Source organism: Streptomyces sp. NPDC002133 (assembly GCF_040296405.1).
Lineage (GTDB): Bacteria > Actinomycetota > Actinomycetes > Streptomycetales > Streptomycetaceae > Streptomyces.
The window spans coordinates 54,743-78,981 of the sequence record NZ_JBEOXF010000011.1 but is presented as its reverse complement, the minus strand read 5'-3'; the positions used below and the strand labels follow the sequence as shown (position 1 = coordinate 78,981).

The 24,239-nt window shown below is 72.1% G+C and carries 16 protein-coding genes; 14 read left to right on the top strand and 2 right to left on the bottom strand.

Annotated elements, in window-relative coordinates; translation table 11 throughout:
• Positions 1-31 precede the first annotated feature (31 nt).
• The 12 genes from ABT078_RS14875 (at position 32) to ABT078_RS14820 (ending at position 20,764) form a co-directional block, all read left to right on the top strand.
• Positions 32-1,663 (top strand): CYTH and CHAD domain-containing protein, encoded by a 1,632-nt coding sequence (locus ABT078_RS14875; protein WP_351227568.1) that lies wholly within the window; start codon positions 32-34, stop codon positions 1,661-1,663.
• Between the two features lie 96 nt (positions 1,664-1,759).
• The gene (locus ABT078_RS14870) at positions 1,760-3,685 is read left to right on the top strand and encodes a TIGR03960 family B12-binding radical SAM protein (protein WP_351227566.1); all 1,926 of its coding nucleotides are present in this window, start codon (positions 1,760-1,762) and stop codon (positions 3,683-3,685) included.
• Between the two features lie 75 nt (positions 3,686-3,760).
• On the top strand, positions 3,761-4,852 hold the full coding sequence (locus ABT078_RS14865; protein ID WP_351227564.1) for a hypothetical protein: 1,092 nt from the start codon (positions 3,761-3,763) through the stop codon (positions 4,850-4,852).
• Between the two features lie 127 nt (positions 4,853-4,979).
• The gene (locus tag ABT078_RS14860) at positions 4,980-5,735 is read left to right on the top strand and encodes a TIGR03936 family radical SAM-associated protein (protein WP_351227562.1); all 756 of its coding nucleotides are present in this window, start codon (positions 4,980-4,982) and stop codon (positions 5,733-5,735) included.
• A 284-nt stretch (positions 5,736-6,019) separates the two neighbouring features.
• Positions 6,020-10,153, top strand: a complete 4,134-nt coding sequence (locus tag ABT078_RS14855) for an Rne/Rng family ribonuclease (protein WP_351227560.1) — start codon at positions 6,020-6,022, stop codon at positions 10,151-10,153.
• A gap of 334 nt (positions 10,154-10,487) precedes the next feature.
• Positions 10,488-11,606 (top strand): DegT/DnrJ/EryC1/StrS family aminotransferase, encoded by a 1,119-nt coding sequence (locus ABT078_RS14850; protein WP_351227558.1) that lies wholly within the window; start codon positions 10,488-10,490, stop codon positions 11,604-11,606.
• On the top strand, positions 11,603-12,619 hold the full coding sequence (locus ABT078_RS14845; RefSeq protein ID WP_351227556.1) for a Gfo/Idh/MocA family protein: 1,017 nt from the start codon (positions 11,603-11,605) through the stop codon (positions 12,617-12,619). Before ABT078_RS14850 ends, ABT078_RS14845 begins: the two co-directional genes overlap by 4 nt.
• On the top strand, positions 12,616-14,184 hold the full coding sequence (locus tag ABT078_RS14840) for a glycosyltransferase family 4 protein (protein WP_351227554.1): 1,569 nt from the start codon (positions 12,616-12,618) through the stop codon (positions 14,182-14,184). The genes ABT078_RS14845 and ABT078_RS14840 overlap by 4 nt, the downstream gene beginning before the upstream one ends.
• Positions 14,168-15,799, top strand: a complete 1,632-nt coding sequence (locus ABT078_RS14835; protein ID WP_351227552.1) for a glycosyltransferase family 2 protein — start codon at positions 14,168-14,170, stop codon at positions 15,797-15,799. Before ABT078_RS14840 ends, ABT078_RS14835 begins: the two co-directional genes overlap by 17 nt.
• Complete coding sequence (locus ABT078_RS14830) at positions 15,796-17,079, top strand: nucleotide sugar dehydrogenase (RefSeq protein WP_351227550.1); 1,284 nt, start codon at positions 15,796-15,798, stop codon at positions 17,077-17,079. Before ABT078_RS14835 ends, ABT078_RS14830 begins: the two co-directional genes overlap by 4 nt.
• 248 nt (positions 17,080-17,327) lie before the next feature.
• Entirely contained in the window at positions 17,328-18,623 is a 1,296-nt protein-coding gene (locus ABT078_RS14825; RefSeq protein ID WP_351227710.1) for a glycosyltransferase, read from the top strand.
• Positions 18,620-20,764, top strand: coding sequence for a glycosyltransferase (locus ABT078_RS14820; RefSeq protein ID WP_351227548.1), 2,145 nt, complete (start codon positions 18,620-18,622; stop codon positions 20,762-20,764). Before ABT078_RS14825 ends, ABT078_RS14820 begins: the two co-directional genes overlap by 4 nt.
• Before the next feature lie 79 nt (positions 20,765-20,843).
• On the opposite strand, the gene ABT078_RS14815 is transcribed toward ABT078_RS14820, so the two are convergent.
• Entirely contained in the window at positions 20,844-21,446 is a 603-nt protein-coding gene (locus tag ABT078_RS14815) for an acyltransferase (protein WP_351227546.1), read from the bottom strand.
• Positions 21,443-23,395 (bottom strand): hypothetical protein, encoded by a 1,953-nt coding sequence (locus tag ABT078_RS14810; protein ID WP_351227545.1) that lies wholly within the window; start codon positions 23,393-23,395, stop codon positions 21,443-21,445. The genes ABT078_RS14815 and ABT078_RS14810 overlap by 4 nt, the downstream gene beginning before the upstream one ends.
• A 249-nt stretch (positions 23,396-23,644) precedes the next feature.
• Between ABT078_RS14810 and rplU the strand changes: the two genes are divergently transcribed.
• Positions 23,645-23,965, top strand: coding sequence for a 50S ribosomal protein L21 (gene rplU / locus ABT078_RS14805; RefSeq protein WP_351227543.1), 321 nt, complete (start codon positions 23,645-23,647; stop codon positions 23,963-23,965).
• Between the two features lie 14 nt (positions 23,966-23,979).
• The gene (rpmA, locus tag ABT078_RS14800) at positions 23,980-24,234 is read left to right on the top strand and encodes a 50S ribosomal protein L27 (RefSeq protein WP_189937709.1); all 255 of its coding nucleotides are present in this window, start codon (positions 23,980-23,982) and stop codon (positions 24,232-24,234) included.
• The last annotated feature ends 5 nt before the right edge of the window (positions 24,235-24,239 follow it).

The window sequence follows — 24,239 nt, the reverse complement described above, 5'->3', positions numbered from 1 at the left end:
GCGGGGGCGCCAGGGCGACTAGATTTTGTTCATGGCGGACACGAAGCGGGAAATCGAGCGCAAGTACGAAGCCAGTGCCGGGGCCGAGCTCCCGGACCTGACCGGCGTGGCCGGGGTGACGGCCGTCGTCGACCGGGGCGTGACCGAACTCGACGCCGTCTACTACGACACCCCGGAGCTCCGCCTCGTCGCGGACGGGATCACGCTGCGGCGGCGCACGGGCGGTGACGACGAGGGCTGGCACCTGAAGTTCCCCGTCTCCGTCGGCATCCGCGACGAGATCCGCGCTCCCCTCGCGGACACGCTGCCGGGTGCGCTTGCGGGCCTCGTCCGCTCGCGTACGCGCGACGCCGAGCTCGTGCCCGTCGTCCGGCTGCGCTCCTCGAGGGACGTCCGCCACCTGGCCGACGACCAGGGCGAACTCCTCGCCGAGCTGTCCGTCGACTCCGTGCGCGCGGAACGCCTCACGGAGGGCGGCGGCGAGACGTCCTGGGCCGAGATCGAGGTCGAGCTGGCCGACGACGCCGACCCCACGCTGCTGGACGCGGTCGAGGAGCGGCTCCGCAAGGCGGGTGTCCTCCCGTCACCGGCGACGTCGAAGCTGGCGCGGGCGCTGGAGGAGACCGCGCCCGGCTCCGCCGAAGCCGAGACCGCCGCGGGGGCCGCCGCCGCGCCGGACGAGGCCGACGCCTCCGCGCGCGCCGGCAAGAAGACCAAGGCCGCCAAGGCCGCCAAGGCCGCCCAGACCGTCAGGGACCGCGGGGCGCGGCTCGGACCCAAGGACGCCGGAGAGTTCGTCCTCGCCTATCTGCGGGAGCAGCGGGACGCCATCGTCGCGCTCGACCCCGCCGTACGGCGGGACCTCCCCGACGCCGTGCACCAGATGCGGGTCGCCACACGCCGGATGCGCAGTGCTTTCAAGACGTACCGGAAGATCGTCGACCGGGAGGTGACCGACCCGCTCGGCGACGAACTCAAGTGGCTCGCCGGGGAGCTGGGCGCCGCCCGCGACCAGGAAGTGCTCGCCGAACGGCTGCGCGACCGGATCGACGCGCTGCCGGGGACGCTGCTGCTCGGCCCCGTTCGGGGGCGGCTGCGGATCTGGGGGAACGCGCACCGAGCGGACTCGCGGCGCCGTTCCGTCGCCGTACTAGACACCGAGCGGTACCTCGCCCTCCTGGGTGCCCTCGACGCGCTCCTCGACGAGCCGCCCCTCCTGGATGCGGCCACCGCGAAGGCCACCGACGCCCTTCCCAAGGCCGTGATCAAGGACTACGGCCGCCTCGCCGACCGGGTCGCACACGCCCTCGGCCTCCCCGCCGGCCATGACCGCGACCTCGCGATGCACGACGCGCGCAAGGCGGCCAAGCGCGCCCGCTATGCCGCGGAGGCCGCCACGCCCGCACTCGGCAAGCCGGCCGGGAAGTTCGCCAAGCGCATGAAGGCCGTGCAGACCGTCCTCGGTGACCACCAGGACAGCGTCGTCGCCCGCGACACCCTCCGCGACCTCGCGATCCAGGCCCACGCCGCCGGCGAATCGACCTTCACCTGGGGGCTTCTCTACGGCCACGAACAGGCATCGGCCGCCGAACGGGAGCGGGAGCTTCCCGCCGTATGGCAGAAGGCGTCGCGGCCCCGGCTGCGCGTGGCACTGGCGAGCTGACCCAGGCGGCTTCCGTGCCTCAGGGGCGGGCGAAGGGCACCTCTCGATCGGGTTACGCTTGAGAATCGCTCTTTGCCAGCCCACGAAGGTTTCCTGATGTCTGCCGAGTCGGTCTTCCCACAGCTCGAAGCTCTGCTCCCGCATGTGCAGAAGCCCATCCAGTACGTCGGTGGTGAACTGAACTCCACGGTCAAGCCGTGGGAGAGCTGCGACGTGCGCTGGGCGCTCATGTACCCGGACGCGTACGAGGTCGGACTGCCCAACCAGGGTGTCATGATCCTCTACGAGGTACTGAACGAGCGCGAGGGCGTCCTCGCCGAGCGCACGTACAGCGTGTGGCCGGACCTCGAGGAGCTGATGCGCGAGCACGGCGTGCCGCAGTTCACCGTGGACGGCCACCGCCCCGTCAAGGCCTTCGACGTGCTGGGCCTGAGCTTCTCCACGGAGCTCGGGTACACCAACATGCTCACGGCCCTCGACCTCGCCGGCATCCCGCTGGAGGCCAAGGACCGCACCGTCGACGACCCGATCGTCCTCGCCGGCGGCCACGCCGCCTTCAACCCCGAGCCGATCGCGGACTTCATCGACTGCGCGGTCATCGGTGACGGCGAGCAGGCCGTCCTGGAGATCACCGAGATCATCCGCGCCTGGAAGGCCGAGGACCGCCCCGGCGGCCGCGAGGAGCTGCTCTTCCGCCTCGCGAAGACCGGCGGCGTGTACGTTCCGCGCTTCTACGACGTCGAGTACCTGCCCGACGGCCGCATCGGCCGCGTCGTACCGAACAAGTCCGGCGTGCCGTGGCGGGTGTCCAAGCACACCGTCATGGACCTCGACGAGTGGCCCTACCCCAAGCAGCCCCTCGTCCCGCTCGCCGAGACCGTCCATGAGCGCATGTCCGTCGAGATCTTCCGCGGCTGCACCCGCGGCTGCCGCTTCTGCCAGGCCGGCATGATCACGCGCCCCGTGCGGGAGCGCAGCATCACCGGCATCGGCGAGATGGTCGACAAGGGCCTCAAGGCGACCGGCTTCGAGGAGGTCGGCCTGCTGTCGCTGTCCTCCGCGGACCACAGCGAGATCGGCGACATCGCCAAGGGTCTCGCCGACCGGTACGAGGAGGACAAGATCGGCCTGTCCCTCCCGTCCACCCGCGTCGACGCGTTCAACATCGACCTGGCGAACGAGCTGACCCGAAACGGCCGCCGCTCCGGTCTGACCTTCGCCCCCGAGGGCGGCTCAGAGCGCATCCGCAAGGTCATCAACAAGATGGTCTCGGAGGAGGACCTGATCCGGACCGTCGCCACCGCGTACGGCAACGGCTGGCGTCAGGTGAAGCTGTACTTCATGTGCGGCCTGCCGACCGAGACCGACGACGACGTGCTGCAGATCGCCGACATGGCGACCAAGGTGATCCAGAAGGGCCGCGAGGTCTCCGGTTCGAACGACATCCGCTGCACGGTGTCGATCGGCGGCTTCGTGCCCAAGCCGCACACCCCCTTCCAGTGGGCCCCGCAGCTCTCCGCCGAGGGCACCGACGCCCGTCTCGAGAAGCTCCGCGACAAGATCCGCGGCGACAAGAAGTACGGCCGCTCCATCGGCTTCCGCTACCACGACGGCAAGCCCGGCATCGTCGAGGGCCTGCTCTCCCGCGGTGACCGCCGCATCGGCGCCGTCATCCGCGCCGTCTACGAGGACGGCGGCCGCTTCGACGGCTGGCGTGAGCACTTCTCGTACGACCGGTGGATGGCGTGCGCGGAGAAGACGCTGCCCGAGTTCGGCGTGGACGTCGACTGGTACACGACCCGTGAGCGTACGTACGAGGAGGTCCTGCCCTGGGACCACCTGGACTCCGGTCTCGACAAGGAGTGGCTCTGGGAGGACTGGCAGGACTCTCTCGACGAGACCGAGGTCGAGGACTGCCGCTGGACGCCGTGCTTCGACTGCGGTGTCTGCCCGCAGATGGACACGTCCATCCAGATCGGCCCGACGGGCAAGAAGCTGCTTCCGCTGACGGTCGTGAAGTGACGGTCGTCACGTAACACTCCTGCGACGGCCCGGCCCGGGGGGAACCCCGCGCCGGGCCGTCGCGTCTTCCCGATCATGGACCTGGAGAAGCGGGAGCCGTCACCTTCGCCCGAGGGCTGTCTGACGGCGGCCATCAGGATCCCCGTACGGATCGTGGTCCTGCTCGTCGTCGTGCCCGTACGCATGGTCTGGGACGCTCTCGTCGTGTGCGGCCGGGCGCTGCACCGGGTGCTGCTGCGTCCGGCCGGCCGCGCGCTGGAATGGCTGTACGAGACGGCGCTCGTCCCGCTGGGCCGCGGGACCGCCTGGATCGCCGCAGCGCTCGCCATGGGGGTGTGGTGGCTGGCCAGGGCCGCCTTCTACTGGCCGTGGCTGGGACTGTGGCGGTACGTGATCGTGCCGGTCGTCGCCCACGGCGTCGTGGCTCCGCTGGCCTGGCTGTACCGGGCCGTCCTGACTCCGGTCGGTCATGGACTGGCCTGGGTGTACGCCCGTCTGCTCACTCCGCTCGGCCACGGCGTCGGGTGGCTCCTGTGGGCGGTCCTCGTCCGGCCGTGGACCGCGCTGTACCAGTGGGTGCTGACCCCGCTGGGCCACGGCGTGATCTGGCTGTGCGCGCACGTCCTCGCCCCGGCCGGCCGCGGCCTGTGGGCCGCCGTCGTCTGGCTGATCCGCGCGCTGGTCGTCGCGCCCGCCGTCTTCGTGTACCGCCGGATCCTGACGCCCGTCGGCCGCGCCCTCGCCGTCGTCGGGCGGGAGATCGGCGACGCGTTCGTGGTCGCCTGGCGTGTCGCCGGCTACGTGTCGCGGGCCGTCGGGCGTGCACTGAAGTGGCTGGCGTGGAATCTGCTCGGGCGACCGGCGAGCTGGTTCTACCGCACCGTCTGCACCCCGGTGGGACATTTCCTCCGCGACCAGGTCTGGGCCCCGGTCAGGCAGGCGTCCGTCGAGGCCGGACGGGCTGTGCGAGGGGCGCTCGCCTCGGCCCGGGAGACCGTGCGGCAGGCGCGCCGGGACGCCTGGCGCGCGCTCGTCGGCGGGCCGCGCGAGCCGCGGGCCGTGGAACCGGCATCGGCCCGGGCGCGTAACCTGGAGGAGACGCAACACATACCGACTGTCCCCGGTGTGGCGCCCGGACCCGGGATCTCCCTGCACAAGCGGGCGTGAGCCGGGCGGGACGTCCTCCGGGGGAACCGCAGGCCACACAGGGCGGCGCACGAAGGCGCCCGCCCCGCACCGAGGAGAAGAACCACTGGGCAAGCGACAGCCCGAAGGCCCGCCGCCCGCACCCGCGGTGCAGCGCATCCGACTGCGCTACACCAAGCGCGGCCGCCTCCGGTTCACGAGCCACCGCGACTTCCAGCGCGCCTTCGAGCGTGCGCTGCGCCGCGCCGAGGTGCCGATGGCGTACTCGGCGGGCTTCACTCCGCACCCGAAGGTGTCGTACGCGAACGCCGCGCCCACCGGCACGGGCTCCGAGGCCGAGTACCTGGAGATCGCGCTCACCGAGGCCAGGGACCCCGAGAGGCTGCGGGTCCTGCTCGACGAGTCGCTGCCGGACGGGCTCGACATCACGGACGCGGTCGAGGCGCGTACGTCGGGTCTGGCGGACCGGCTGACCGCGTCCGTGTGGGAGTTGCGGCTCGACGGCGTCACGGTCGAGGACGCGCAGAAGGCCGTCGATGCCTTCCTCGCGGCCGAGACCGTGGAGGTCCAGCGCCGGACGAAGAACGGCATGCGGACCTTCGATGCACGCGTTGCCGTGGCCGGGCTGCAGGCGGACTCTCCACAGCCTGATAGGCCCGGAGAGGGGCCCTGTGCGATACTGCGGCTGGTTGTGCGGCACGTGACACCTGCCGTGCGACCCGACGACGTCCTGTCCGGTCTCCGAGCTGTGGCCGACCTGGCGCCGCCGGTCCCCGCAGCGGTGACCAGGCTGGCGCAGGGGCTCTTCGACGAGGAGTCCGGCACGGTGACCGACCCGCTCGCGCCCGATCGCGAGGCAGTCACGGCCGCCCCACCCATGGCCGCCGGACTCGCCTCCCCCTAGCTCCGCTGGGGTTCCAACGACGGCGCCGGAAGGTGGCGGTCCCGCGCAAGGGCAGTCGTCGTAGCGCCGCCCTCGTACTCGGGAGCCACCTGGGTCGGGCAGCGCGCAGACCAGGAGACTTTCGCCAGGCCGTGCGTACATCGCGTACGGAACCGGCGAGCCAGACATACAGCTCCCGTGCGGCGCCCGCGCCCCGGACAGCGGCTTTCGCGCTCATCGCGTGGACGTGCCGCCGGACCGGAACCAGACGCGGCGCCCGGGAGCGTGACGGGAGAACCGCCCGCATGCTCGAGCCGAACGACCCCGGCGTGACCGGGGACGACAACATCCAGGACAACGAGAACTCCACACCCAGCGACACGCTGCCCCCGCGCCGCCGTCGCCGTGCCGCGTCCCGCCCGGCGGGTCCGCCGACGGCAGCGGCGGTGCAGACGGTGACGGATGTGACCGCGTCCGTCTCGTCACCCATACCTGCACCGTCCGCGGAGGCGCCCGCCGCCGAGGCGGCGGAGCCGCGTACGCGCCGTCGGGCCACGCGCAAGGCGACCGCGCCCGCGGGTGCGCCCGCCACCGGCGAGGCCGTTGCCGAGACCGCCGCTGCGGCGGACGCCCCCGAGGCCGCCGCCGCCGCATCAGAGGCCGCCGCTGACGGGGAGACCGCCCCGGCGCCTGCCCGCACGCGTCGCCGCGCGACCCGTAAGGCGACCGCTCCGGCCGACGCGCCTGCGGCTGCCGAGGCCTTCGTCGAGCCCACTGCCCCATCGGAACCTGTCGCGGAGGCAGCTGCCGAGCCCGCCGCTGAGGCGACCGCGCCGCGTACGCGGCGCCGTGCGACGCGCGAGGTGACCGCGCCTGCCGCCACCGAGATCGTTGCCGAGCCCACTGCGGCGCCTGCCGCCGCCGAGCCCGCCGCCGAGGCGCCCGAGCCGCGTACGCGCCGTCGGGCCACGCGCAGGACGGCCGCCCCCGCGGGCTCGCCCGCACCGGTGGAGGCGGCCGTGGCCGCCGGCGCCGTCGAAGACATTGAGGAAGGTGCCGTGAGCGAGAACGCCGCGGAGACCGAGGGCGCCGCGAAGGCGCCCGCGCGCCGCACCCGCCGCCGGGCGACCGCCCCGGCCGGTGCGCCGGAGGCGGCGGAAGCTGCCCCCGAGGCCGTAGAGGCCGTGAAGACTGCGGAGACCGAGGAGGCCGAGGAGGTTCCGAGCGGCCGCACGCGTCGCCGTGCCACCCGCCGGGTCGGCACGGCCGTCCAGGAGGACGAGGCCGCGGCCGGAGGCGAGGGCCTGCCCGCGGACACCGTCGCGCAGATCGCCGCCGACGAGGCCGAGGTCGAGGCGGCCGAGCGAGCCGCTTCGCGTGGCCGTACGCAGCGCCGCGCCGCCGCGCCGAAGTTCACCGCCACCCCCCAGCCGGAGAAGGCCGAGGAGCCCGCGCGCGGGCGCCGTGCCGCGCGGCCCGCCGTGGCCGTGTTCCAGGCGCCGGTGTTCACCGAGCCGATGTTCCAGACGCCGGAGACCGCCGCTGCCGCGGCCGCCGCCGAGGCCGCCGAGGTGGCCGAGGAGGAAGAGGCCGTCGAGCCCGCCCCGGTCGCCGAGACCGCCTCGCGCCGTCGCCGTCGCCGCCGTGGCGAGTCCGTCGAGGTCGCCGAGGTCGCCGAGGAGCCCGAGACCGAGGCCGTCGAGGAGCCCGAGACCGAGGCCGTCGAGGAGCCGGAGGCCGAGGCCGTCGAGGAGCCGGAGGCCGAAGCCGAAGAAGCCGAGGCTGAGGAGACCGAGGAGGCCGACGAGTACGAGGACCGGCCTTCGCGCCGCCGCCGCCGCGGTGGCCGTCGCCGTCGCCGTGGCGAGGCCGTGGAGGCAGAGGGTCCCGAGGCCGCCGACGAGGCCGAGCAGGGCGAGGAGGAGACGGAGGAGGAGACCGAGGACGAGGACGAGGACGAGGGCCTCACGCCGTCCGCCGCCGGCACCAGCAGCAGCCGTCGTCGCCGTCGCCGGCGTCGTCGCAGCGGTGAGCCGGCCGAGGTCGAGCCGGGCACCGACGAGCCGGAGCGCACGGTCGTCAAGATCCGTGAGCCCCGCCCCAAGGCCGAGCCGTCCGACGAGGTGCAGTCCATCAAGGGCTCGACCCGTCTCGAGGCGAAGAAGCAGCGCCGCCGCGAGGGCCGCGAGCAGGGCCGCCGCCGCGTCCCGATCATCACCGAGGCGGAGTTCCTCGCGCGCCGCGAGGCCGTCGAGCGCGTGATGGTCGTCCGCCAGAACGGCGACCGCACCCAGATCGGCGTCCTCGAGGACAACGTGCTCGTCGAGCACTACGTCAACAAGGAGCAGTCGAGCTCGTACGTCGGCAACGTCTACCTGGGCAAGGTGCAGAACGTCCTGCCGTCCATGGAGGCCGCCTTCGTCGACATCGGCAAGGGCCGCAACGCCGTCCTGTACGCGGGTGAGGTCAACTTCGAGGCGCTCGGGCTCGCCAACGGCCCGCGCCGTATCGAGTCCGCGCTCAAGTCCGGCCAGTCCGTCCTCGTCCAGGTCACCAAGGACCCGATCGGTCACAAGGGCGCCCGGCTCACCAGCCAGGTCTCCCTGCCCGGCCGCTACCTGGTCTACGTGCCCGAGGGCTCGATGACCGGCATCAGCCGCAAGCTGCCCGACACCGAGCGCGCCCGGCTGAAGACCATCCTCAAGAAGATCGTCCCCGAGGACGCGGGCGTCATCGTCCGCACCGCCGCGGAGGGCGCCAGCGAGGACGAGCTGAGCCGCGACGTCGAGCGGCTGCAGGCGCAGTGGGAGGAGATCCAGAAGAAGGCGAAGAACGGCAACGCCCCGACCCTCCTCTACGGCGAGCCGGACATGACTGTCCGTGTCGTCCGCGACATCTTCAACGAGGACTTCTCGAAGGTCATCGTCAGCGGTGACGAGGCGTGGGACACCATCCACGGCTACGTCTCACACGTCGCGCCCGACCTGGCGGACCGGCTGAACCGCTGGACCTCCGAGGTCGACGTCTTCGCGACGTACCGGATCGACGAGCAGCTGATGAAGGCGCTGGACCGCAAGGTCTGGCTGCCGTCCGGCGGTTCGCTGGTGATCGACAAGACCGAGGCGATGATCGTCGTCGACGTCAACACCGGCAAGTTCACCGGTCAGGGCGGCAACCTCGAGGAGACCGTCACCAGGAACAACCTGGAGGCGGCCGAGGAGATCGTGCGCCAGCTGCGGCTGCGCGACCTGGGCGGCATCGTCGTCATCGACTTCATCGACATGGTGCTGGAGTCCAACCGGGACCTGGTGCTGCGGCGACTGCTGGAGTGCCTGGGCCGGGACCGTACGAAGCACCAGGTCGCCGAGGTCACCTCGCTGGGTCTGGTCCAGATGACCCGTAAGCGGGTCGGCCAGGGGCTGCTGGAGTCGTTCTCGGAGACCTGCGTCCACTGCAACGGCCGTGGCGTGATCGTGCACATGGAGCAGCCGACCACCGTCGGTGGCGGGGGCGGCGGCAAGCGTGCGAGGAAGCGCGGCCGCGGCGGCGCCGAGCACGTCCACGAGCACGAGGTCGTTCTCGAGGCGCCGGGTGGCGAGGCTCCGCCCGCCGACGAGGAGATCGAGGCCGAGATCGAGACCGAGGCCGAGGTCGCGGCGGAGGCCGCGGCGCCGGTCGCGCTGCCCGAGCCCGCCTTCGCCCCGGACGAGGAGCTGTACGGCAGCGCCGCCGAGGCCGAGGCCGCAGCGACCCGGGGCCGTGGCCGCCGCAGGGCGACCCGCAAGGCGACCGCTCCGGCGGGCGCGCCGAAGCAGGCCGCGCCGGCGCAGCCCGAGCCGGTGCAGGAGGCCATCGAGGCCCCCGCCGCCGAGCCCGTCCGCCCGGTCGAGGAGGAGCCGGCCCCCACAGGCCGTACCCGCCGCCGTGCCACCCGCAAGGTGACGGCCCCGGCCGGCTCGCCGAAGGGGACCGAGGCTCCCGTCGAGATCGTGGCCGAGGTGCCGGCGGTCGTCGCCGAGGTGCCGGCGCCCGAGCCCGTGGCCCCCGCGGCCGAGGCCCCGTCGGCCGAGGCCGAGGCGGCCGTCGCCGCTCCGCCGCGGGCCCGTCGGCGGGTGACCCGCAAGGTCACCGCTCCGGCCGGTTCGCCGTCCGGCACGGACGAGGCCGCGGTCGTCGTGGTCGCCACGGCGCCGCAGGCGTCGGAGCCGGAGGCCGCGGAGGACGTCGCGGAGGTGCCGGTCAAGAAGGCGACCCGCACGACCGCCAAGAAGGCCACGGCGAAGAAGGCCGCCACCAAGAAGACGGCGGCCAAGAAGACCGCGGCGAAGAAGACGACCGCCAAGAAGGCCACCAAGGCGGCCGCCAAGAAGACCGCCGCCGCGGAGCAGCAGACGCTGCCGTCCGTGACGGCGGCCGCGCCCCCGGCCGTGGAGAGCTGAACAATCGGTGGCCGGTGTCTGAACGTTCGCGTCCCGTCCCTCATGATTGAGGGACGGGACGCGGCGTTTGTGGCGCAATCGATGCCTGGCCCGTTAACGCACCAGAAATTGACTAGGAAATTCCTGATAATGTGACGGCGGTCGCTGCCGGGTCGGGGCCCCGCCCGGAGACTACGGTCGGTGACCGGCCCGGTTAAAGGGACAGACCGGTCCCAGCAATTCCTCGGTAGGGCGTCGGCCTTCGCGCCGGAGGGGTACGCGCGGCCCACAGGACGCCCCGCAGCCCCTGACCTCTGCCACATAGAGCTCTTGCGGTGTTCAAGGAGGACGTCCAATGCCGAGCAGCAACGAGCAGCCCATCCCCGCTGCCCGCCCGGTCATCGGTGAAGAAGAGATCGAAGCCGCCGTGCGCGTACTGCGCAGCGGCCGGGTCGTACAGGGCCCTGAGGTGGCCGCTTTCGAGGAGGGCTTCTCGGAGCTCGTGGAGGGCCGTCACTGCGTGGCGGTCAACTCCGGTACCTCCGCGCTGCACCTCCTTCTGATGGCTTTGGGCATCGGACCGGGTGACGAGGTGATCGTCCCGTCGTTCTCGTTCGCCGCCTCGGGCAACGCCGTCCGCCTGGTCGGCGCCGACGTCGTCTTCGCCGACATCGAGGCGGACACGTACTGCCTCGACCCGGCCGCCGTCGAGGCCGCCATCACCCCGCGCACCGCCGCGATCATGCCGGTGCACCTGTACGGCCACCCGGCCGCGATGGACAAGATCATGGCCATCGCCGACAAGCACAAGCTCGCCGTCGTCGAGGACGCCTGCCAGGCGCACGCGGCCGCGCTCAACGGCACCCCGGTCGGCGCCTTCGGCTCCGGCGGCACGTTCAGCTTCTACCCGACCAAGAACATGCACAGCCTCGAGGGCGGCATGATCTCGACGGCCGACGCCGAGATCGCCCGCACCCTCCGCCTGCTGCGCAACCAGGGCATGGAGCAGCGGTACGCGAACGAGATCGTCGGCGCCAACATGCGCATGACGGACGTCGCCGCCGCCGTCGGCCGTGTCCAGCTGTCGAAGCTGGGCGGCTGGACCGAGCAGCGCATCGCGAACGCCGCGTACCTCTCGGAGAACATCACGACGCCGAACATCGTGACGCCGGTCGTCGCCGAGGGTGCCCGCCACATCTACCACCAGTACACGGTCCGGGTCCGCGGTGACCGCGACGCCGTCATGGCCGGGCTCACCGAGGCGGGCGTCGGCAACGCCGTCTACTACCCGACCCCGATCCACCGGCTGAAGCCGTACTGGGTGCCGGACCAGAAGGCCGGCCGCAACTGGGACCTGCCCGAGACCGAGCGTGCGGCTGCCGAGGTCGTCTCGCTCCCCGTCCACCCCTCGCTGTCCGAGAACGACCTTGAGCGCATCGTCACCGCTGTGAACGCGCTGGGAGAGAATCTGTGACTGCCGCTGCACTGCGAGCCGGGCTGATCGGCCTCGGCTCCATGGGACGCCACCACGCGCGCGTCCTGGCCGGTCTCGACGGTGTCGAGCTGGTCGCCGTCGTCGACCCGATGGGCGACAAGAACGGCTGGGCGCAGGGCGCCCCCGTGCTGTCCACCGTCGAGGAGCTGATCGCCCTCGGCATCGACTACGCCGTCGTGGCCACCCCCACCGGTCTGCACGAGGAAGTCGGACTGAAGCTGGCCGAGGCCGGGGTCTGCGCGCTCGTCGAGAAGCCCGTCGCGGACACCGTCGACGGCGCCCGCCGCCTCGTCGAGGCCTTCGAGTCGCGCGGCCTGGTGGCCGGTGTCGGCCACATCGAGCGCTGCAACCCGGCGCTGCGCTCCCTGCGCTCCCGGCTGGAGTCGGGCGAGCTCGGCGACGTCTACCAGGTCGTCACCCGCCGTCAGGGCCCCTTCCCGCACCGCATCGCCGATGTCGGCGTGGTCAAGGACCTCGCCACCCACGACATCGACCTCACGGCCTGGGTCACCGGCCGCGAGTACACCTCGATCGCGGCGCACACGGTCTCCAAGTCCGGCCGCCCGCACGAGGACATGGTCTCCGCCGTCGGCAAGCTCAGCGACGGCACGATGGTCAGCCACCTCGTCAACTGGCTGAGCCCGCTCAAGGAGCGCTTCACCTCCGTCACCGGCGAGCGCGGCTGCTTCATCGCCGACACCCTCACCGCCGACCTGACGTTCTACTCGAACGCGGCCGTGACCACCGAGTGGGAGGCGCTGAGCGCGTTCCGCGGTGTCGCCGAGGGCGACATGATCCGGTACGCCATCCCGAAGCGCGAGCCGCTCCTCGTCGAGCACGAGCTGTTCCGCGACGCCGTCCTCGGCAGGTCGCAGGACATCTGCACGCTGCGCCAGGGCCTGCGCACCGTAGAGGTCGCCGCGGCCGTCATCGACTCCGCCAACACCGGCCTCACGGTGAAGCTCGAGAGCGGGGACCGCGCGAGCTCATGACCGCCGACCACACCGCATGGCCCGGCCGCGGTACCCGCGGCCGGATCGTGATGCTCGTCGACAACAGCGTCCACGGTGACTCTCGGGTCCAGAAGGCCGCGGCGTCCGCCGCCGCGGTCGGCTGGGACGTGATCCTGCTCGGCAAGTACTCGGGCAAGGGCGAGGACACCTGGAAGCTCGGTGACGCCGAGGTCCGGTTGATCCGGATGAACGCCAAGCTGTCCGTCAAGCCGAAGGATCTGCGGGGCGCGCCGCTGCGGCGGCCGCTCGCGTACTCCTCGGACCGGATCCACGCCTTCCGGGTGCAGCAGGTCAAGGCCTGGCGCGCGGATCTGCGGGTCCGCACCGACGAGCTGAAGGCGACGGGCAGCGCCGGGCTCGGCGCCACGCTCAGCAAGGGCTGGCTGACCGTCCCCAAGGCCGCCTCGAGGGCCACCTCCAAGTGGGTGACGCTGCGCGGCCGCGAGACCAAGAGGCTCGCGAAGATCAGGCGGACCCGCTCCGCGCCGCTCGACAAGCTCACCACCCGGTTCTGGCTCGCCACCATGGGCGACCGTGCCTGGCGGCGTCTCGACCCGGGCGTGTGGGACTTCGAGCTGAACTTCGGCCCCGTGATCGACGCGCTGAAGCCCGATCTGATCCACGCCAACGACTTCCGGATGCTCGGCGTCGGCGCCCGCGCCACGCTGCGCGCCCGCGCCGCGGGCCGGAAGACCAAGCTGGTCTGGGACGCCCACGAGTTCCTGCCCGGCGTGCGCTCCTGGGCGAACCAGCGCAAGCTCCCCGCGATGGTGGGGTACGAGCGTGAGCACGCCAAGTACGCGGATGCGGTCATGACCGTCTCCGGCGGACTCGCCGACCTGCTGCAGAAGACGCACGGACTGGCCGAGCGCCCGGCCGTCGTCCTCAACGCGCCGGACGCCGAGGCCACCCAGAAGGTCATCGACGAGCCGGTGCCGGACATCCGTGAGCTGTGCGGCATCGGCCCCGACGTCCCGCTTCTCGTCTACAGCGGCCTGGCCGCCGCCCAGCGCGGCCTCGGCATCATGGTCGAGGGCCTGCCGCAGATCCCGGACGCCCACGCGGTGTTCGTCTGCGGGGACCCGCAGGCCGCGTACGTCCGCGGACTGCTGAAGCGCGCCGAAGAGCTCGGTGTGGGCGACCGTGTCCACGCCGTGCCGTACGTGCCGCACTGGCAGGTCGTGCCGTTCCTGTCGGGCGCCGATGTCGGCGTCATCCCGATCCACCACTGGCCGAACCACGAGATCGCGCTGATCACCAAGTTCTTCGAGTACTCGCACGCGGGCCTGCCCCTCGTGGTGAGCGATGTGAAGACGATGGCGGAGGTCACCCGCGAGACCGGCCAGGGCGAGGTGTTCACCGCACAGGACACCGACGACTACGTCCGCGCGGTCGAGGCCGTGCTCGCCGACCCGAAGAAGTACACCAAGGCGTACGAGAAGGAAGGCCTGCTCGAAGGCTGGACCTGGGAGGCCCAGGCCAAGGTTCTCGACGGCGTCTACACGAGACTTCTGCAGGGGGCGGGGGATGACCAGAACCCCTGACGTCACCGTCGTCGTCGCCGTCTACAACACGATGCCGTACCTCACCGAGTGCCTGAACTCGCTGGTGGGGCAGAGCATCGGGGTGGACCGGCTGGAGGTCGTGGCCGTCGACGACGGCTCGACCGACGACAGCGGCCGGGAGCTCGACCGCTTCGCCGAGCGCTACCCCGGCACCGTGAAGGTGCTCCACCAGGCCAATTCCGGCGGCCCGGCCGCGCCCAGCAACCGGGCCCTGGAACTGGCCACCGGCCGTTACGTGTACTTCATCGGCTCCGACGACTACCTCGGCAAGGAAGCGCTGGAGCGGATGGTGGCCTGCGCCGACGAGCACGGCTCCGACGTCGTCGTCGGGAAGATGGTCGGCACGAACGGCCGCTACGTCCACCAGGTGCTCTACCGGCAGAGCGACCCGGACATCAGCCTGTACGACTCGGCGCTGCCGTTCACGCTGGCCAACACGAAGCTGTTCCGGCGAGAGCTCGTGGAGCGGCACAAGCTGCGCTTTCCCGAGGACCTGCCGGTCGGCAGCGACCAGCCGTTCACCATCGAGGCGTGCGTCCGGGCGAAGAAGATCTCGGTCCTCGCCGACTACACGTACTACTACGCGGTGAAGCGCGGCGACGCGAGCAACATCACGTACCGCGCCAACCATCTGGCACGGCTGCGCTGCACCGTCGAGATCATGAAGTTCACGGCCGGTCTCATCGAGGCGGGCCCGCAGCGTGACGCGGTGTTCAAGCGCCACTTCACCTGGGAGCTCGCCAAGCTGGTCCAGGACGACTTCCCGGCCCTCGACCGGCAGACCCAGGTCGAGGTCTGCGCCGGGATCGCGGCCCTGGCCGACGAGTACTTCACCGAGCCGCTGCGCGACTCGATGGACGTCAAGCGGCGGGTACGGATCGCGCTGGCCCAGCGCGGCGCCGTCGGCGAGCTCGACCGTGCCATCAGCGACGAGGCCGCCCACGGCGCCCCCCCGATGCTGCTGGAGGACGGTCGTGCGTATGTCCGCTACCCCGGCTTCCGCGACCCCGCCCTGGGCCTGCCCGACCGGCTCTTCGAGGTCATCGGCGAGTCCGTGCCCAAGCAGCTCGCCGACGGCACCGGGCTGGTCTCCGCCGAGTGGCGGCAGTCCGGCCAGGACCTGTCGCTGGCCCTCGCGGTCCGCGTCCCGGTCGCCGGGGAGACGGACTCCGCCGTCATCAGGCTGGCCGCCAAGGCCATGCCGAAGAGCGCCGACAAGCCGGGTGCCCGCCGGCTGCCCGTCGGCACCGAACTCCCCTCCCCGGCAGGGGAGTTGAGCCGTACCGCGACCGCCGACGGCACGGGGACGGTGCTCAGTGCCCGGATCCCGGTCCAGCCCGTGCGGGCCAAGCTCGGCGTCCGCGCCTATCTGGACGTGGCAGGCTCGACGTACGAGGTCCCGGTGAAGACCCTGGGCCTGCCGCTGCCCCTGGCACGGCGCTGGCGCGAGGCGGTCCCGTACCGTGTCTCCGCCAACGCGAACGCCAAGGGACGGCTGGTGATCACCACCGCTCCGCTCTGGGAGTCCTCGTCCGGCGAGGGCGGCCGGCTGCGCCACTTGATGTCCCGTGTGAAGAGGAAACTGACCCGATGAATATCTGTGTAGTCGCGCTCGGCAAGATCGGGCTTCCGCTCGCCGTGCAGTTCGCCGCCAAGGGCCACAAGGTCATCGGCGCCGACGTCAACGAGAAGGTCGTCGAGCTGGTCAACGCCGGCACCGAGCCCTTCCCCGGCGAGCACGACCTGGACGTCAAGCTGAAGCAGGCCGTCGACGCGGGGCTGCTGTCCGCCACCACCGACACCGCCACGGCAGTCGCGCAGTCCGAGGCCGTTGTGGTCGTCGTCCCGCTGTTCGTGGACGCCGAGGGCACCCCGGACTTCGGCTGGATGGACGCCGCCACCCAGGCCATCGCCAAGGGCCTCAAGCCCGGCACCCTCGTCTCCTACGAGACGACCCTGCCGGTCGGCACCACCCGCACCCGCTGGGCGCCGATGCTGGAGCAGGGCTCCGGCCTGACCGCCGGTGAGGACTTCCACCTGGTCTTCTCACCGGAGCGCGTCCTCACCGGCCGTGTCTTCGCCGACCTGCGCCGCTACCCGAAGCTCGTCGGCGGCATCGACGAGGCCTCGACGCAGCGCGGTGTGGAGTTCTACGAGCAGGTCCTCGACTTCGACGAGCGCACCGACCTGCCGGAGCCCAACGGCGTGTGGGACCTGGGCACCGCCGAGGCCTCCGAGCTCGCCAAGCTCGCCGAGACCACGTACCGCGATGTCAACATCGGCCTGGCGAACCAGTTCGCGCGCTTCGCCGACAAGAACGGCATCGACGTCAAGAAGGTCATCGAGGCCTGCAACTCGCAGCCGTACAGCCACATCCACCAGCCCGGCATCGCCGTCGGCGGCCACTGCATCCCGATCTACCCGCGGATGTACCTGTGGAACGACCCGGAGGCGACCGTCGTGCGCTCGGCCCGCGAGGCCAACGCCGCCATGCCGGAGTACGCCGTCGACCTGCTGGCCGCCGCCTACGGCGACCTGCAGGACGTGAACGTGCTGGTGCTGGGCGCCGCCTACCGCGGTGGCGTCAAGGAGACCGCCTTCTCCGGCGTCTACGGGGTCGTCGAGTCGCTGAAGGCGCGCGGCGCTGTGGCGTTCGTCTCGGACCCGATGTACACGGCCGAGGAGCTGGCCGCGCACGGGCTCACCCCGCACCAGGGCGAGAAGGTCACCGCCGCGATCCTCCAGGCCGATCACGCCGAGTACCGCGAGCTGGCCGCCTCCGACCTGCCGGACGTGACCGTCCTCGTGGACGGCCGCCGCACCACCGACCCGGCCCGCTGGGAGGGCGTCCGCCGCGTCGTCATCGGCGGCTGAGAAACACCTCACACCTGTGGGCGTCCCCGGCTCTCCGGGGGCGCCCACAGCCGTGTCCGGGCGAAGCCGACAGGGCCGCCGCGGCCCTGGCCAAAGCCGGGCTGAGGGTTGCGTCATGCTAGCGTTCTGGGGTGTCTCCCACCCCTGCTACCCAGCGCACAGAGGTCCGTCGGAGCGACGGCGGACGCAGGCATGTGATCTACCTTGCGATCGGCTTCCCGCCGGCCGCGAAAAGCTGCGCCTACCGGATGACCGAGACGGCCAACCAGTTCATCGCCCAGGGCTGGGACGTCACCGTGGTGACCATCCAGCAGGAGTCCTGGGAGCGTGACTTCGGTCTCGACCACACCCTCTCCGAGCGCGTCGACCCGCGCGTCCGCGTCGTCGAGCTGCCGCTCGTGCGCGAGGACCTCGAGACGGACCTCCGGAAGTTCCCCGAGTCCCGTGCGCTGAACCCCGGCAAGTGGGTGCAGGACTACCGCCAGGCGGGCATGAGGGCCTTCCCGGAGCCGATCTACGGCGGCTGGCGCCACGACCTGGAGAAGGCCGTCCAGCGGCTGCACCGGGAGAAGAAGGCCGACCTGGTGCTCGCCACCTGCGTGCCGTACGTGAACATGGCCGCCGCGCTGAAGCTGTGGGAGACCGCGCGCGTGCCGTACGCCATCGACTTCCGCGACGGCTGGTCCGTCGACGTCATCGACGGCGGCGAGGCCTTCACCCACGACTCGGTGTCCGGCAAGTGGGAGCGCAAGGTCCTCACTCACGCCGTGTCGCACTGGCTGGTCAACGACCCGATCGCCGACTGGTACCGGGAGCGCTACCCCGACCTCGCCGACAAGATCCACGTCGTGCGCAACGGGTACGACGAGGCCAGCGTCCCCGCCGCGACCCGCACCCCGGATCCGGAGAAGGGCCTGGTCTTCGGCCACCTCGGCGTGGTGACCTCGCCGCCCAGGATCCTCAGGTCCGTGCTCGACGGCTGGCGCATCGCCCGCGAGCGGGACCCGCTCGTGGCCCGCTCCAGCCTGGAGATCCGCGGCCAGATCGGCTCCGGCGCGCACCGCGAGGCCAACGCCCACATGGAGCTCATCCGGCAGTCCGCCGGCGACGCCGTCTCCTTCGGCGGCCCCGCCCCCAAGGCCGAGGTGCCGGAGATCTTCGCCTCCTGGGACGTACTCCTCCTGATGATCATGGGTGGCAAGTACATGACCTCGGGCAAGGTGTACGAGTACATGGCCACCGGCCTGCCCGTGATGTCCGCGCACAAGGTCGAGCACGACGCCACGACCGTGATGACCGGGCACCCCCTGTGGACCGGCGCCTGCGGCTTCGACCCCGAGAAGCTCGCCGACCTCTACTCCACCGCCGCGCGCATCGCGTTCGAGGCGACGGACGAGGAGCGGGCCGCGGCGAAGGCGCACGCCGCTCAGTACGCACGAGCGGCCCAGATGGGCCCTGCAGTCCGCAAGCTGACGGAACTGGTGACATCCGGACAGGCGTCCCCCTCCGTGCGGACCAATGACGTGGAGGGCCTCCCCGCATGATCGACGTTCTCCTGATCGCGGGCACCGTGCCACAGCCCGCGGTCCTGAAGGCATCCCTGGACAAGTTCCGCGAAGCCGGCGCCACCGTCCGGCTTGCCGGGCTGTTCGACATCGCGGACATCGACGCCGACGGCCTCGACCTCGCGGGCCTGCACTCGCTGCCCGAGGCCGGCGCGGCGCACGGCGAGAAGTTCCTCAAGGGCACCGAGAAGGGCTCCGCGCTCAGCCGCACCTGGAAGTTCGTCCAGCGGGACCGCTGGGTGCGCTCCCGGGCCCGCAGGGCGGACGTGCTCGTCGCGCTCGACCAGCCCGCGGTCTACACGGTCTGGCGGCTGTCCCAGCGCAACCGCCGCGCCGACGCGGTCTTCGGTATCGTCCCGGCCCTCAAGGCGGTCGCCGACCGCCGCGAGCGCCCCGGGCACTACGCGCTGAGGGGCGTCTACCGCAGCCTTCCCTCGCCCGTCGTGGCGGCCCGCACCGTCACGCGCACGGCCCGCCGCGGCGCCAACGGCGTGTACCGGAAGGCGACATCGCCGCGCGTGCTGCGCACCTCGGTCGGCGCGAAGGCCTGGCGGGCCATCGTGTCCGCCCCCCGCGTCCCCGACACCCCCCGTGCCGAGCTGGCGCACCGGGTCAGCCACAGCATGTCCAAGGGCGGCCGCAAGGCCGGCGCCTCGATCGTGCTGAACTCCGCCGCCGCCCGGATCGCCGACGGCGCGCTCAGGGCGGAGCTGCTCGCCGAGGCCGCCCGCAAGGACATCGCCCGCGGCCACGACGACCCGAAGGCCCGCGCCCAGGCCATCAAGGCCCTGCTCGCCCTGGCCGACCAGCGCTTCGCGAACCACGACGCCAAGCAGGCCGCGCACGCCCTGTCGTCGGCGCTCACGCTGGCCTTCCACCGGGCCCTGCACTTCGACGACCTGTCGTCGCCGCTCAGCTCCGACACCGACGGCTACATGGCGCCGTTCCGCGCCAGCAAGGCCTTCGCCGCGCTATCGGCGCCGCGCGGCCGCGAGCTGCCCGCCGCGGCCGGGCTGCCCGCCGACCGTCCGCTGCGGCTGCTTGTCACCACGTACTCCAACGCGAACTTCCTGAAGCCGATCATGGATCGGTACGCCGATCACCCCGGCGTCGAGATCCGCTTCCTCGACCTCAAGGCGGACGACGAGCTGCGCCCGCTCGCCAAGGGCGGCCAGCGGATGATGGAGTACCTGCTCGGCGGCCAGCGCGGCTTCGGCAACAAGGTCGAGGACGCGCTGCGGCCCCACCTGGACTGGGCCGACACCGTCTTCGTCGACTGGGCCACCAACGCCGCGGCGCTGTTCACGCTGGTCGACCCGGGCACGACCCGGATCGTCGTACGGCTGCACAGCTACGAGGCGTGGACCTTCTGGCCGCACCTCGTCGACCGCTCCCGCATCGACGACCTGGTGTTCGTCGGTGACCACCTGCGTGACCTGGCCGTCGACATACTCCCCGACCTGGGTGAGCCCGGCGGTCCGGAGCTGCACGTCATCGCCAACGCGATGGACCTGGAGCGCTACCAGCTCCCGAAGGCCGAGGCGGACGCCCGGTTCACGCTCGGCCTCGTGGGCGTCAGCGCCGTCGCCAAGGACCCCCGCTGGGCGCTCGACGTCCTGCGTGAGCTGCGCAGGCACGACAGCCGCTACCGGATGGTCATCGTCGGCGACGGCCTCGACCCCAAGGCCAGCGCCGCCGCCCGCCGCTACGACGACCTCCTGCGCGAGGACCTCGAGGAGCTGGAGGCCGAGGGCGCGGTCGAGCTGTACGGGCGCACCGAGGACGTGCCGGGCGCGCTCACCGGGATCGGTGTCATCCTCAGCAGCTCGGTCCGGGAGAGCTTCCACTGCGCCCTGGTCGAGGGCGCGGTCAGCGGGGCGCTCCCGGTGGTCCGCGACTGGCCCTTCTTCGCGGGCAAGGAGAACGGCGCCCGGACGCTGTACCCGGCCGACTGGATCGTCACGACGCCCACGGAGGCGGCCGAGCGGATCCTCGAGTGGACCGGCTCCGAGGAGCGCTGGCGCGAGGCCACGGCCGGTGCGGCGAAGCTGTCGCTGTCGACGTGGGACTGGTCGGTCGTGAGCGTCGAGTTCGACAAGCTGTTCCTCCACGAGGACTGACAGCGCTTCGGCCGAGCATGCGGCCCCGCACCACCCGTGGGTGGTGCGGGGCCGTTGCCGTATCCGCCGGAGGCTGCCCCTAGGCGACGCGCTCGGACAGGACCCCGTCCTTCTCGTCGAACAGCGCACCGGTCTGCGGGCACTCCCACACCCCCGGCTCGCCCTCGCGCTCGGTCAGGCGCACGCCCGCGCGGCCGACCCAGCCGATCTGCCGCGCCGGAACGCCGACGACCAGGGCGAAGTCGGGTACGTCACGCGTCACGACGGCACCCGCGGCGACCATCGCCCACCGGCCGATGCGGACCGGGGCGACACACACCGAGCGCGCGCCGATCGAGGCACCGTCGGCGATCTTCACGCCGACGGCCTCCCAGTCGCCGCCGCGCTTCTGCTTGCCCTCGGGGTCCACGGAGCGCGGGTTGAGGTCGTTGGTGAGGACCACGGCGGGACCGATGAAGACACCGTCACCGAGCTCCGCCGGTTCGTAGACCAGCGCGTAGTTCTGCAACTTGCAGTTGTCGCCGATCTGCACACCCGTACCGACGTAGGCACCGCGGCCCACCACGCAGCCCTCGCCGAGACGGGCGCCCTCGCGGATCTGGGCGAGCTCCCACACACTGCTGCCGGCGCCGATCTGGGCGGTCTCGTCGACCTGGGCGGTGGGCTGGACCCTGTAGTTCACTTCTCTGCCTTCCGGTGTCTGGCTTCGCCCGGCGAGCATACGCCGCCCGGGACCGGGCCCCGGTGGCGCCGGCGCTCCTTGCGGGCCCCGGCGAGCTGAGCGCCGAAGTACAGCGTCACCAGGGAGACCAGGACGGCGCGCAGGGCGCCGATACCGGGCGACCACCAGGCCCACGCCGCGGCCGCGCCGAAGACGACGAAGGCCAGCGTGCGCAGCAGCCACCAGCGCTTCGGGCGCGGGGCCGGGCCGTTGCCGGACGCGGAGGTCAGCAGCCGGTCCGGGTCGTCGGCCATCGTGTCCCGCATGCCCGCGAGGAACCCGCGGCGCTCGAGCAGCCGGGTGCCGGCGACGTCCGCCAGCACGTCGGGGTGGTCGCCGAAGCCGTCCGGGAGCGGCGGGAGGCCGAGGGCGGCGACGAGATCCGCCTGGCGGCGGGCGGGGGAGTCGGAGGAGCGCAGCAGCCCGGTCAGGGGCCGCGTGTCCTCGACCTCGAAGATCCGGGCGAGTGCGGTGGCCGTCGCGGCCGCGGTGGCGTGGTCGCCGACGGGCGCGGCCGGGTCCCACTCGTGCGTGACGACCTCCTTGCCCTTGTGGAGCAGGGTGAACCCGGCGCGGTCGCCGATCCGGCGCAGCACGAGGGCGGGCCACTTCTCGCCGGTGGTGAACGTGTCGGCGGCCGCGGTGAGCCGGTCCCCGCCGATCAGCGTGGCCCGCCTGCCGGGGGACTCGTCGGGCGCGAGCGCCACGTAGCTGGCCGAGCCGCCGGCCGGGGCGATCCTCAGCGGGATCCCGCAGAGCAGGGCCGCCTCGGCGACCTTCGCGGGCGGTGCCGCGGCGACGGCCAGGAGGTGGACGGGCGGGACGGCCGGGGCGGCCGGGGCGGCCGGGGCGGCCGCGGCGGTTCCCGTCACGGAGGCGGGCGGTGCGGAGAAGAACGGGACGCGGCTCGCTATCTGCATCCGTACGCCCGTACGGAACTCCAGGAACTCGTGGCGGGCGTCGCCGAAGTACCCCCAGGGACCCGAGCGCGCGTGCACCCCGATCGCCCGGAAGACGTCCAGGGCCTCCTCGAAGCGCTGGGCGAGGATCAGCATGAGCGCGAGGTCGTTGCGGAACCCGGCCGCTTCCGGGTCGCCCGGTTCGTAGAACGAGGACAGCTGCAGCGCGCGGTCCACCGCGCCGTCGATGCGGGACGGGTCGATCGGCCCGTCCTCGGTGCCCGAGGCCACCACCTCGTACTCGATGGCGGCGTCCAGCGGCAGGGCGTGCAGCAGGGAACCCGGAAGGGCCTCGGCGGCCGCCCGCTCCGCGAACGCGAACATCTCCTCGTGCGAGCCGTACCACTTGTCGCACACATACTGCAGCGCCGTGGCGTGGCAGCCGTAGTGGTGCGGGGCGCGCGCGGTGGCCTCCGCCCAGTACGCGTCGAAGACCTCGCGCGGCGCCTGGATGCCGCGGGCGTGGGTGAGGGCGATCCGCCAGGGCACGGGGTCGTCGGGGTTGAGCTCCGCGGCGGCGCCGATCACCGGGACGGCATCCTCGAGCAGCGCGAAGAACGCCTGGAACTGGTCGCGCGACACATGCCGGGCGCGTGCCCCGGTGCGTACCGCCCAGGCCCGGTGGATGCTCAGATCGGCCTTGACCAGCATGGCGTCCGGGTCCTCGGGGGACTCGTCGAGCCAGGCGTCCAACCAGCCGGGGTTGTGCAGCGCGGACTCGGCCAGCACGCCCACGCAGGAGCTGCGGCGCTCCCACTCCGCGCCGAGCCGGGCCGCGGCGAGCAGCTCACGGGCGGGCCCGTGGTCGCCGGCGGTGGCCGCGGTCACGACGGCACGCAGCGGGGCGGGCGGCTCGTCGAGGAGCACGGCCTCGTCAGGGGGCAGGTCGGCCCCGATGGCGGAACCGTGGCGCAGCAGCCGTGGCATGGTGATGAGGGAACGCAGGGACACGAGCGCTCATTCAACAGGTGCGGGTACTCGACCACCAGGTGTTCCACTGGTAGAGAGCCGGTTTGACCCCCCGAGGCCCGCCCCGTAACCTTGACCGTCGGCGTGTTTCCATACACGCCAGCTTCTGAGCACCTCCCTCCCGACCCCGGGTCGGGAGAGGCCGTCCATCCACTGCGGACAGTCGCGGGCCCCGGCCCGTGCGGACGGCTGGCATCAGGGGTTCCCGTTCCGAGCGAGAGAGAGATCCGCGTGTACGCCATCGTGCGCAGCGGTGGTCGCCAGCACAAGGTTGCTGTCGGCGACATCGTTGAGGTTGACAAGATTTCCACTGCCAAGGTTGGCGACACGGTCGAGCTCTCGACCCTGCTCGTTGTCGACGGCGACGCTGTGACCAGCGACCCCTGGGTCCTGGCCGGGATCAAGGTCCAGGCCGAGATCGTGGACCACCACAAGGGCGCCAAGATCGACATCCTGCGCTACAAGAACAAGACCGGCTACCGTCGTCGTCAGGGCCACCGCCAGCAGTACACGGCGATCAAGGTCACGGCGATCCCCGCGGCTGCGAAGTAAGGGACTGAGGAGAGATGGCACACAAGAAGGGCGCATCGTCCACCCGGAACGGTCGCGACTCCAATGCTCAGCGGCTCGGCGTGAAGCGCTTCGGCGGTCAGGTCGTCAACGCCGGTGAGATCCTGGTCCGCCAGCGCGGCACCCACTTCCACCCGGGCTCGGGCGTCGGCCGCGGCGGCGACGACACGCTGTTCGCGCTGCAGGCCGGTGCGGTGGAGTTCGGCACCCACCGTGGCCGCAAGGTCGTGAACATCGTTCCGGTCGCCTGATCCAG